This is a genomic window from Thalassospira sp. TSL5-1 (genome assembly GCF_001907695.1).
Lineage (GTDB): Bacteria > Pseudomonadota > Alphaproteobacteria > Rhodospirillales > Thalassospiraceae > Thalassospira.
The window spans coordinates 1211751-1223945 of record NZ_KV880637.1; the positions used below are offsets into that span (position 1 = coordinate 1211751).

General features: G+C 54.6%; 8 protein-coding genes. 3 read left to right on the plus strand and 5 right to left on the minus strand.

Annotation, left to right across the window (positions count from 1 at the left end):
- Positions 1-85 precede the first annotated feature (85 nt).
- The 4 genes from LF95_RS05705 to LF95_RS05720 all read right to left on the minus strand — a co-directional run bounded on the left by LF95_RS05705 (position 86) and on the right by LF95_RS05720 (position 8423).
- Entirely contained in the window at positions 86-1237 is a 1152-nt protein-coding gene (locus LF95_RS05705; RefSeq protein ID WP_371440807.1) for an ABC transporter permease, read from the minus strand.
- The gene (gene rbbA / locus LF95_RS05710; RefSeq protein ID WP_083607520.1) at positions 1237-4119 is read right to left on the minus strand and encodes a ribosome-associated ATPase/putative transporter RbbA; all 2883 of its coding nucleotides are present in this window, start codon (positions 4117-4119) and stop codon (positions 1237-1239) included. Before rbbA ends, LF95_RS05705 begins: the two co-directional genes overlap by 1 nt.
- Positions 4116-5138 carry an HlyD family secretion protein gene (locus tag LF95_RS05715; protein WP_073954869.1) on the minus strand — a complete coding sequence of 341 codons (1023 nt, stop codon included), beginning with the start codon at positions 5136-5138 and terminating at the stop codon, positions 4116-4118. The genes rbbA and LF95_RS05715 overlap by 4 nt, the downstream gene beginning before the upstream one ends.
- 276 nt (positions 5139-5414) lie before the next feature.
- Positions 5415-8423: an FAD-binding and (Fe-S)-binding domain-containing protein gene (locus tag LF95_RS05720; protein WP_073954068.1), complete on the minus strand. Its 3009-nt coding sequence runs from the start codon at positions 8421-8423 to the stop codon at positions 5415-5417.
- 148 nt (positions 8424-8571) lie between these two features.
- On the opposite strand from LF95_RS05720, the gene LF95_RS05725 reads away from it, so the two are divergent.
- From LF95_RS05725 to LF95_RS23660, 3 genes are all read left to right on the plus strand, one after another.
- Positions 8572-9588 carry a LysR family transcriptional regulator gene (locus LF95_RS05725; protein ID WP_073954069.1) on the plus strand — a complete coding sequence of 339 codons (1017 nt, stop codon included), beginning with the start codon at positions 8572-8574 and terminating at the stop codon, positions 9586-9588.
- A 154-nt stretch (positions 9589-9742) separates the two neighbouring features.
- Positions 9743-10858, plus strand: coding sequence for a patatin-like phospholipase family protein (locus LF95_RS05730; RefSeq protein ID WP_083607521.1), 1116 nt, complete (start codon positions 9743-9745; stop codon positions 10856-10858).
- Between the two features lie 86 nt (positions 10859-10944).
- The gene (locus LF95_RS23660; protein WP_073954070.1) at positions 10945-11532 is read left to right on the plus strand and encodes a sugar O-acetyltransferase; all 588 of its coding nucleotides are present in this window, start codon (positions 10945-10947) and stop codon (positions 11530-11532) included.
- 89 nt (positions 11533-11621) lie between these two features.
- Here LF95_RS23660 and LF95_RS05740 read toward each other — a convergent pair whose 3' ends face one another.
- The gene (locus LF95_RS05740; protein WP_073954071.1) at positions 11622-12089 is read right to left on the minus strand and encodes a hypothetical protein; all 468 of its coding nucleotides are present in this window, start codon (positions 12087-12089) and stop codon (positions 11622-11624) included.
- Between the last annotated feature and the right edge of the window lie 106 nt (positions 12090-12195).

Below are 12195 nucleotides of genomic sequence, written 5' to 3' on the forward strand. Positions count from 1 at the left end.
GTTGTTCCCCTGCTGATTTGAAGGTTATGATGTGAATGACCTTCATTTGGGAGGGTTCAGACATTTCGCCAGCCATGTGTTGGGATTAGTTCCGCATTACGGCAATGGATTTGCGAAACCGGAAGGCGGCAAAGGCAAAGAACAACCCGCCAATACCAGCGACCATCGCAAATTCCGGCCAGACGATGTCGAGCCCGGCACCGCGATACAGGATCGATTGTGCAATGGTGACATAGTGGGTGGAGGGCACAAATTGCATGATCCATTGCATCAGTTGAGGCTGGCTCTCGGTCGGGGTGTAGCCGCCTGAGAGCAGGCGCATGGGCAATACCACCAGCATGAACAGCAAACCGAATTGCGGCATGGATTGCGCCAGTGTTGCGAGAAAAATGCCCAGTGCGGTGGCAAAAAACAGATAAAGCATGGTGCCAAACAAAAACAGCGTTTCCGACCCGGCGATGGGCACCTTCAATAGCAGTTCAACCACAAAAATCAGCGACAGTCCGGATGCGGCCAGAATGATCAGGCCATTGGCCCAGACCTTTGCCATCATGATTTCAAAGGGTGCCAGCGGCATCACCAGCAGATGTTCGATCGTGCCATGTTCGCGTTCCCGAATAAGGGCGGCGCCTGCCAGAATGATCGAGAGCATGGTTACGTTATTGATAATTTCCATCACACTGGTAAACCACGCACTTTCGGCATTGGGGTTGAAAGCGTAGCGTAAAACCAGATTGACAGGGGGTTGTGCCATTTCCCCGGTTGCCTGGGTTTTGCCGCCGATCCAGGTGCGGATTTCCTGATTGAAAATATTGGTAATATAGCTTTCGCCGATCCCGGCCTGCATCATGGCTGTCGCATCGATATTTAACTGAATATCGGGCTTATGCCCGGCGATGACATCGGCTTCAAAATCGGTCGGGATCACCAGCACAAAGGTATATTCGCCACTATCCATTGCCGGGTCGATCTGGTTGTAATCAATGCGGACCGGCCTTTTGAAATAGGGTTTTTCAAACGCATCCTGGATGCGCATTGAGAGTTGGGATCGATCCTGATCGACAATCCCGACCGAGGCATTGTGCAAATCGTGCGAAAGCCCGGTGGCGGCGGTGTATATGGCAAAGGAAAACGCCCAGATGATCAGGGCAATGAGCACCATGTCCTGGCGCAGGCTGAACAGTTCCTTGATGCCAAGGCGATAGATATTTTCAAGGCGGTGACGAAGGTTCATCATTAACGCTCCTGCCGGGGAAGCAGCAGTATCGAAAGACCGGTCAGGGCCGGGAAAAACAGGGCCAGAATTAAAAACTGCGGATAAAGCTGCATAAAGCCAAGCGCCTTGGTAAAAACACCGATGCTGATGCTCATGAAATGTGATGTCGGGATGATCATGGACAGCAGGCGCGGCGGACCTTCCAGCGAGGAAATGGGCTGCATCATGCCTGAAAACATCACCGACGGGATCATGGTGGCAATGGCGGTGCCAAACAGGGCGGCAATTTGGGTTTTGGTGAAAGATGAAATCAGCAAACCCAGCCCCGTCGTGGATACGACAAACAAAAACGCGCCCAGCAACAATGCCAGAAAACTGCCTTTGACCGGCACGTTAAACACGGCAACTGCCATGAATGTCATCAGGGCAAAATTCGTCATGCCGAGTGCGATATAGGGAAGTTGTTTGCCAAACAAAAATTCAAACCGGCTGACCGGTGTTACATACAGGTTGGTGATGGAACCCAGTTCTTTTTCGCGCACCACACCCACCGCCATCAATACCGAGGGAATAAACATCAGCAACAGTGCAATAACGGATGGGACTATGGCATAGATGCTTTTGAAATCCTGGTTATAGCGGTACCGCGTTTGTATCCCGGCGGGCAGGGCGGTCATTTCGTTACCGGTTTCGCGCAGAATATTGTCGGCAAGGTATTTTTGATGAATGCCCTGCACATAACCATGAATGGTTTCGGCGCGAAACGGCATGGTCGCATCGATGGTCGCAGCAATTTCCGGTTGATTGTTTTGTTGCAGTTTCCGGCCAAAACTGGGCGGGATTTCAACAACCAGTGCCAGTTCGCCGCTTTTGATGCGCCGATCCATTTCTGCATAATCATGCAGCGGTGGTTTTTCGGTGAAATAGCGCGACCCTGCCAATCCTTCCAGATATGTGCGGCTTTCGGGCGTCTGGTCGCGGTCAAGGGCGGCATAGGTCAGGTTTTCAACATCAAAGGTAATGCCCAGGCCAAAAACCGGCATTAAAATCAAAGTGCCCAACAGGGCAAAAACCAGGCGGATCGGGTCGCGTATCAGGCCCATCGTTTCGCGCAGGCTATAGGCCCACAGGCGACGCGGGCTAAAACCGGGAACGGCCTTTTCTGCGGTGTCTTCCAGGGCATCCAGCCGGGTTTGATCCGCGTTTTGGTCGTTGCTGTCGCCCGCGATATTGGTTAGCGACAAGGTAGTTTCATCGCTGGTTTGGGCGGGCTGGCCGGTGTTTTTGCTATCCGCACCCGTGGCTTCTTTAAGATAGCCGATGAAGGCTGCTTCCAGGGTTTCCGTGCCGCGTTTTTTTATCAGCGCATCTGGCGTGTCGCTATCAAGCACCCGGCCTGCGTGCATCAGGGATATGCGATCACAGCGGGCTGCTTCATTCATGAAATGGGTGGAAATGAAAATCGTCACACCCTGTTTGCGCGAAAGATCGATCAGCAATTGCCAGAAATCGTCACGCGCGATCGGGTCCACGCCCGAAGTGGGTTCGTCAAGGATCAGGATTTCGGGCGAATGAATGATGGCAACCGCAAGCGATAGGCGCTGGCGAACACCAAGCGGCAGTTTTTCAGCCAGATCATCCATGTAATGGGTGAGTCCGAATTGCTGTGAAAGTTCCTCTATCCGCGAGGAAACATGGTCCTTGGGCAGGTGAAACAATCTGGCGTGAAGGTCAAGGTTCTGGCGCACCGTCAATTCGGCATAAAGCGAAAAGGCCTGTGACATATAGCCAACCCGTTCGCGCATTTTCAGATCGGAGCCATTTGATGGTTCGCCAAACAGCCAGGCCTTGCCTTCGGATGCGGGCAGCAGGCCGGTCAGCATTTTCATGGTGGTGGTTTTGCCGCAACCATTGGACCCTAAAAATCCAAAAATCTCGCCTTTTTCGATGCGAAAGCTGACATGGTCCACGGCGGTAAAATCACCAAAGCGGCGGGTCAGTCCTTCGGCCTCGATCGCGGGTTTGTCATCGCTGTGCGGGCGCGGGGGAATGACCAGTTCGTGATGATCCTTGCGTTGGTCTTCCGGCAGCAGGGCGATAAAGGCGGCTTCCAGGTTTTGGCTGCCCGTGCTTTCCAGCAATTGTTCGGTGCTGCCCTGGGCGAGTATTTTGCCATCATTCATGGCAATCAAATGATCAAACCGGCTGGCTTCATCCATATAGGCGGTGGCAACCAGCACGGTCATATTCGGGCGTGACTGGCGAATATCGTTAATCAGGTCCCAGAATTGCTGGCGCGAAAGCGGGTCCACCCCGGTTGTCGGTTCATCCAGGATCAGAATATCGGGGTCATGAATCAGCGCGCAGCACAGCCCCAGTTTTTGCTTCATCCCGCCCGAAAGATTGCCTGCCGGGCGTTTGGTAAAGGGGGCAAGTCCGGTGGCTGTGACCAGCCTGTCAATGCGCTGTTTGCGTTCCGGTTTTTTTTGACCAAACAGGCGACCAAAAAATTCCAGATTTTCGCGAACGGTCAGGTCCATATACAGGTTTTTGCCCAATCCTTGTGGCATATAGGCAATGCGCGGCGACGTTCTGGACCGCTGGCGGGCATTGCGCATGTCGCCATCAAGGGTGGTGACGTTTCCTGTTTGCACTTCGCGGGCCCCGGCAATCAGCCCCAAAAGGGTGGATTTGCCAACACCATCAGGGCCGATAAAACCGTAAATCTGTCCGGTGGGTAAGGTTAATTCGATATCGGACAGGGCTTGGGTTTTGCCATACATATGCGAAACAGCCTCGACCCTGACGGCGGCTGCCTGGTTTTGGGGGCGTTCCCGGTTCGTCGCCCGGGCGGGGCGCGCATCCCCTGTATTGCCGGTATCGTGGTCATTCGGGCCGGTCATTTGCCCGTTTCTCCTGTCGTGGCGTCGGAGCCTTGGCCGGTGGGCAGGTGCACATGCAACTGTTCCGGCCAGCCGCTATTGGATGCCAGCATGATATAGGCTTCGCCGGGCAGGCCGGTTTTGACCTTTTCGATATTGGCTTCCAGCAGGTCGGAGCTGATGCGCACTTTCACCCGAAACATCAGTTTTTCCCGTTCGGTGCGGGTTTCAACTTCGCGCGGGGTGAATTGTGCGTTGTCGGCGACAAAGGAAACCGTGGCGGGAATCACGAATTTGGCGGCGGCATCCAGCACGATGCGGGCTTCATTGCCGACATAGGCCAGGCCGGCCTGTGATGTGGGCAGGAAAACCGTCATATAAACGTCGGTCAGATCCAGGATCGTAACAACCTTGCCCCCTGCTGCCAAAACCTCGCCCGGTTCGGCCAGGCGATATTGCACACGCCCGGCGCGCGGGGCCGTCAGGACGGAATCATTAACCTGCACCTGAATACGGGCAACTTCGGCACCAGCGGCCTCGACTGAACGTTCGGCACTGGTCTGCCGGGCGCGGGCGGCTTCCAGGCGGGCAACGGCAACGTCGCGGTCGGCCTCGCGCTGGTCAACCTGCTCGCGCGAGATATTGTTGTTTTTAACCAGTTTCTGGGCCCGTTCAAGTTGCTGCCTTGCCAGGCGCAATTCGCTTTCCCGCTGGACAATTTCGGCCCTGGCCTCGGGCACGGCCTCCTGGGCGCGGGCCTGTTCGGCCATTGCCTGTGCCAGTTGGGCATCGAGTTCCGATGTATCCATTTTCGCCAGCACATCACCCGCCTGCACCATGTCACCTTCATCGACCAGAACTTGCGAAACACGTCCGGCATATTTGGTGGCAACATGGATTTCCTCGGCCTCGATCCGGCCATTGCCCGACGCAATATAGTCTGGCAGCGTATCCTGGTTTTGCAGCCAGGCATAATAGCCGCCCCCTGCAATGATGATCAAAACGGCCAGAACAATAAGGACGGGGCGCAAGGTTTTCATTGCAGGCAGGCTCCGGGTTAAAAACAGATGTACCATGCGGGATTTTCCGCAATGCGGAATATTAGGATACTATTGTATTTCTGCTTTGCCAGTAAGACTGGCAATTTTTGGGAATAATTTTAACTAACATATTTTTTCAGTTCAGGTCGTTGATCTGGAGCAAGGGTGATATTTCAGGACTTTGTCGGGGAACAATGGCAAAAAAGGCCCGCAGAAATGTGCGGACCTTCAGGGCGTTTGTGCGCACTTATGCGCAATTGAGTATATTTCAGGTTGTCACAATAACCTTGCCAGATATTCCGCCGGGCTTTGCGGGCGCGCACCTTCATATCGTTTGACCTGGCAGCGACAGGAAAACCCGGTCACCAGCATGTTCTCAATGCCGGTTTTTTCGGCCTTTTTCTGCCAGCTCATATCATACAGGCGACGTGAATTTTCCGCATTGGCGGTTTCATGGCCATAAACACCTGCCATGCCGCAACATCCGGTTTTTTCAGCCGTCAGTTTAATGCCAAAGGCATCAAAGATTTTTTGCCATTTCACCGCAACATCGGGGATTGATGTTTTTTCCGTGCAGTGGGGGAACAGGGTGGGCATTGCATCCCTGTTCAGGGTGGTGGCAATTTGCGGCGGGGTTAAGCGCCCGGTGCGAATTTCGCTTTCCAGCCATTCATGAAACAGGTTCACGCGGTAATCGGGCCGGTTGCTCAGGCGTTGGGCATATTCCTGACGATAGGTCAGCGTTACGCTGGGTTCCACCCCAATCAGCGGAATGCCAAATTGCGCCAGTTCGCCATAAACGGCATCGTTTTCGCGCGCCTGCCTGTCAAACTGCTTTAAAAAGCCCTTTACATGTTGCGCCTTGCCGTTGGGACGATAGGGCGGAATGAAGACCTGATAACCGAGCTTTTGCAGCAAATCGACATGGCCCAAAATGGTCTCGACATCATAATGGGTGGTGAAACAATCCTGAAGCAGCAACACCGATTTAACCCGTTCCGCATCATTAAGGCGGGTCAGTTGGGCGGTGTCAAACGGCGCAATGCCGCGCTGGCGCAATGCCTTTGCCAGGTTTGTCGTGCTGGATTTGGGTAAATCCTGCAATCCGGCAAAGCGTGAAAACGCCCATTTTACCGGCGGAAGGGACTGCACCGCATTAAACAGGGCAGGGGCCTTTGCCGTTAAGGGGGCCAGGCGTTCCAGCCGGGCAATCACATAATCCTTTAACGGGCGCGGATAACGGGCGTGATAAGCCGCCAAAAACCGCGATTTCATTTCAGGAATATCCACCTTGACCGGGCATTGCCCCGCACAGGCCTTGCACGACAGGCAGCCATTCATGGCATCATACACATCGTGGGAAAAATCCCGGGCATTGGCAAAGGCCAGTTCGGGTGCTTCTGCACTGGTGCCAACGCTGATCTGGCGGATCCATTCGCGTACCATACCCGCCCGGCCCTTGGGCGAATGGACCCGGTCGCGTGTGACCTTATAGGACGGGCACATGGCATCAAATTCGTCATAGTTAAAGCACGCCCCGTTGCCATTACAGCGGGTGGCATTCAAATATTCGTCCTTCAGCCCGGCTTCGATCTGGCGGTCTAGTTGGCCGCGCATGGGCGCTTCGTCAATCGGGGTAATCGGCAAATCCATGCCATAGGGTGATGCGATTTTGCCGGGGTTTAGCTGCCCTTCGGGGTCAAATTCCTTTTTGATGCGGCGCAAAACGTCATAAAGCTCCGGCCCGAAATAAACCGGTGAAAATTCACCGCGGAAGCCTTTACCATGTTCGCCCCAAATCAGGCCATTGTATTTTTTGGTCAGCTCCACAACCCCGTCGGATACCCGGCGCAGGCGAATTTCGTCTTCCTCGTCGCACATATCAAGCAATGGGCGCACATGCAGGCAGCCGACATCGACATGGCCGAACATGCCGTAATCCAGGCCTTCCTTATCCAGAAGGGCGCGAAATTCGGCAATAAAATCGGCCAGGTTTTCGGGCGGAACGGCGGTATCTTCCACAAACGGTGTGGCGCGGCGTTTGCCTTCCAGGTTGCCCAAAAGCCCGACGGCCTTTGACCGGATTGACCATATCGCGGCCATCTGGGCGGCGTCTGTTGCCGCGACCGAGCCTATTGGGGCATTGGCCTCGTTCGGGTTATCGGTCAAATATTGCGCCAGCTGGCGCTGTTTTTCCGCCAGTTCATCCGGGTCGTCGGTGGCAAATTCAACCACGTTAAAACCGCGTGTCGGGATGGTCGCCCCTTCGGTGCCGAGCAATTTTGCCAGCAAATGCCAGCTTTCATCCTGTTCGGCCAGTTTCATCACCTTGTCATCGATGCTTTCAATTGCGACGGGGTCAAAGGCGACAAGCCGCCCGACATGGCGCAGCGCATCGTCAAAGCTGGCATAACGAACGACGGTTAGGGCCTTGTATTTCGGAAGCGGGATGACGCGAAAGGTGATTTCCTTGGTCAGGCCCAGGCTGCCTTCGGCCCCGGCAATCAGGAAACTAAGGTTGCTGGCCCCATCGTCTGCCACCGCTTCTTTCAGGTTATAGCCGGTCAGGCCCCGGTTCATTTCCGGGAAGGTGGATTTGATCTGGTCGCGGCGGGGTAAAATTTCGTTGATGATTTTGCGATAAACACCGCCAATGCGGGTTTTTTGGGCCGCCTCGATGGCGGTTTGTTCGGCAGTCAGGGCCGATGTAACAAAATCGCTGCCATCGACCAGAACGGTCGTCATTTTTTCGATGTAATGGCTGGTTTTGCCATAAATGCGCGACCCTTTGCCCGAACTGTCCGACCCGATCATGCCGCCAACGGTGGCGCGGTTGGCGGTTGATACATTGGGGGGAAAGAAATAGCCATGCGGTTTAAGCCAGCGGTTAAGCTGTTCCAGCACCACACCGGGCTCCACACGGACAAGGCCGGTTTTGGCATCAAATTCCAGAATGTTGTTCAGGTATTTTGATGTGTCGACGATCACGGTGTTGTTGAGTGACTGGCCGTTGGTGCCCGTGCCACCCCCGCGCGGGGTGATTCTGACCTTGCGAAATTCGGCCCGCCCGGCAAGCTCCATAATGACATTGATGTCATCGCGTTCGCGGGGCTGCAACACCGCACGCGGCATCACCTGATAAACACTGTTATCGGTTGCATGAATTAGGCGGGTGGGGAAATCGGCATGGATTTCGCCGCGATATTTGCCTTCGCGCTCCAGCGTTTTCAAAAAGCCCAGGGTCAGGTCATCCAGGCTGCGGTCAGGAGTCAGTTTCGGGATCATGTCGGTCTCTGCGGGAAAAGGGCAACGCCACCGGGCGGTTGCCGATGATTTTTCATTGCCGTCATTCAACCGGATTATGATTGATTGCACAAATCGAAAATTCTGAATTATTATTCGATACTGTAAAATAATAAGGCTGGATTTTAAGATGTTGTCATCGGTCAGTTTGCGTCATTTGCGGGCCTTTATTGCGGTGGCGGAATGCGGGTCTTTTACGCGGGCGGCAAATATGCTGGGTTTAACGCCGCCCACCTTGACGGCCACCATTCGCCAGTTTGAAGATATTGTCGGCATGCCGCTTTTTGACAGGACAACCCGCCAGGTGGCGTTAAGTGCGGGTGGTGCACGTTTTTTGCCGGTGGCCCGGCGGCTGATGGCCGATTTTGAAATCGCTCTGGAGGACCTTGATGCCCAGTCAAAGGGCCTGGGCGGCAAGGTGGTGGTGGCGGCCGCACCATCGGTTCTGACCCGTATTTTACCACAAATCATTGTGGCCTTTCATGCCGCGCACCCGGATGCCAGCCTGCGGCTTGATGAAATGAATGCGGGCGAGGTGCATGACGCTGTTGCCAAGGGCGAGGTTGATTTTGGCATCGCGGGTGACTGGCGCACGCTGCCCGAGATTCATTTTCAGCCGTTATTTAGCGACACGATGGGTGTGGTTTGCCGTCGTGATCATCCGTTGACCGCGCGTGACCAGGTTTCATGGTACGAGTTGGCCGAATATCCCTTTGTTGGACTGGGGCCGGAATCGGGTACTGGTGCGATTTTGGCCCAGTTGATCGGTCAGGAGGGACGTGCGCGCGTTCTGCCATTCGCAAACCAGGCCGATCAGGCAGCCACAAAGATAGATGATGCCCCCAAACCCCGTCCCATTCGGGCGATGCGGCCGGTGGTGGAAACATCAAACACCGTAACCCTGTGCGCGATGGTGGCGGCAGGCATTGGGATCACCATCCTGCCGGAGCTAGCCGCCCGGGTAGAGGCCAGCCGTGACTTGGCTTTTGTGCCTTTAAAGGATCCGGTGCGCGAACGGCATATCGGGGTGATCAGCCGCAAAAGCCGGAGTCTTTCGCCCATTGCCGTGATTTTCCGTGATCTGGTGCTTGAACATGCGCCCTCTATCCCGCTTGCGGCACAGTTGCGGTGGCATGCGTCATCCTGAAGCCCTTCACGAAACCTTTATTATCGATCCCCTTGCGCATTTTTTTGAATAACTACAATTAAAGAGCAAAGACGTTTTCGCAGTTGCAGCATTGCTGGTCGAAGGCCAGTGGCAGTGCATGATAACCTCGGTACTTTCCTGATTGGAGACCAAAATGGTGTCAGCTTTTTCTGAATCCTCAGCCAAAAATGCGTCTGCCCCCAAATCGCGTACTGCCCGTCCCCCGAAAAAGGACTGTCGTCCGCCCTTTAGCCGATCCAACCGGCTGTCGGTTGATTTGGCATTGCAGGGCGGCGGGTCGCACGGCGCGTTTACCTGGGGGGTGCTGGACCGCCTGCTGGAAGAAGACTGGATCGAGATCGAGGCGATTTCGGGCACGTCGGCTGGGGCGATGAATGCGGCCGTCATGGCGCACGGGGTTGCCGAAGGCGGACCAGAAGGCGGGCGCGCCGCACTTGAGAAATTCTGGCGCAAAATATCCAACGCCGCCATGTTCAGCCCGTTGCAGCGCGGGCCGCTTGATATTTTGCTGGGCAACTGGTCGCTGGAAAACTCGCCATTTTTTCAAATGATGGATATGACGGCACGGGTCTTTTCCCCCTATCAGCTTAATCCGATGGGCGGAAATCCCCTGTCGGACATTCTGGAAGAAATGATCGATTTTGATCGCCTGACTCACGGGGATATCAAACTGTTTGTAACAGCCACCAATGTGCAAACGGGCTGCGGGCGCATTTTTCGCAATGCCGATATTAACGAGGATGTTCTGCTGGCATCCGCCTGCCTGCCAATGCTGTACCATGCAGTGGAAATTGACGGCGAGCCTTATTGGGATGGCGGTTATTCCGGCAATCCGGCCATTGCGCCGCTGGTGCGTGAATGCGCGGCAAAGGATACTATCCTGGTGCAAATCAACCCGGTTGAACGTCCGGGAACGCCAAAGTCGGCACGCGATATTGCCCATCGCTTAAACGAGGTTTCGTTTAATTCGGTCCTGCTAAAGGAATTGCGCATGATTGCGTTTTTGCGCCAGGTGGTCAGTGTCGAAGATGAAGAAGGCGCACGCTGGGCCAATATGCGCATGCACCGGATTACTGGTGATGTGATGCTGGAACTTGACGCATCCTCCAAGATGAATGGCGAATGGGCGTTTCTGGAAATGTTGCGAGATGAAGGGCGCAAATCCTGCGAGGCATTTTTGCAAAAGCACAAAGCCGATCTTGGGGTAAAACCAAGCCTGGATATTGATGCCATGTTGCCCGAGGTTTGAGGACAATTTGGCACGATCCAAATTGTTGCACACTGCTGTCGCTTGGGGCAAAGTCAGCGCAAAACATATAAAAGGGGGAGTGTGTTTTGCCATTTAGCGAACGGGAAAAAATGGCAGCGGGCGAATGGTATCGCTGCCAGGATGATGAACTTGCCAATATGCGCATGGCCGCAAGCCGTGCTGTTTTTGCCCATAATTCAACACCGCCGGATGATCGGGAAAATATCTCACCTGGTTTGCGCGCGCTTATGGCGTCTGTCGCCCCGGATGCGCGCATAGAAGTGCCGTTTCATTGTGCTTATGGTTGCCATATTCATCTTGGCGCCGGGGTATTTCTGAATGCGGGTTGTGTACTGCTTGACAGTGCCGAAATTTACATTGGGGCGGGCTCCATGTTGGGGCCCAATGTGCAAATTTACTGTCCGCAACATCATACGGACCCGGCATTGCGCAAGGCGGGGCTGGAAATTGCCCGTCCGGTCCATATTGGTGAAAATGTCTGGGTCGGGGGCGGGGCCATTATCCTGGGCGGGGTGACGATTGGCGATCATGCCATTATTGGTGCCGGGGCGGTGGTAACACGCGATGTGCCGGCCAATGTCACGGTGGTGGGTAATCCGGCCCGGCCGATGAACCGTAACCGCGCACAGGAAGCCGCCAGCCCGGCGGAGTGATCGGTTCGTGACAAAAATAAAAAAGCCGGGCTGCAAGTTTTAAGCAGCCCGGCTTTTGTCGTTGAAGTGGGGATCGCTTCTGATGCGGATCAGCGCCGCGTTTTCATCAGTGCGTCCACCTCTTCCTGATGCTGACGGATGAATTTGACATTATCCGGGTCGATATTGGGCATGTTATCGGGGCCAACGCGCGAGGCAACGGCGCTGCGGGCCAGGGTCATGCTGGTGACCAGATATTCACGGGCGGTAAATCCGTTTTTATCAAGTAAAGCCTTGATTTTTGGCGAACTATTGAGGTTTTCAACCATTTCGTCAAATGAGCCGGGTTTCTTGGCGTGCAGATTATAGGCTTCCGGGTCGCTTTTGATGGTGGTGATGACATTGGTCATGCGGTCCAGTTCATCCGCTGTCAGCTTGTGACCCGCCGTCGCCTTGGTGATATCGGCGCGCAATGTGCTTTGGCTGTCTGCGGCAGCCGCAGGAAAACTGGTGGCAACGCCGACAAACAATGTCATGGCCAGCGCAATGATGCCGATTTTCCTGGGGGCTTTGAACATTTTTGTTTCTCCTGTTGTCCGCGTGATGTCTCTTTCAAACTGTCTTATGATTTGGGAGTACAACCATAATTTGACAAGAATGTGGGCAGATCACGTTGATATCGCG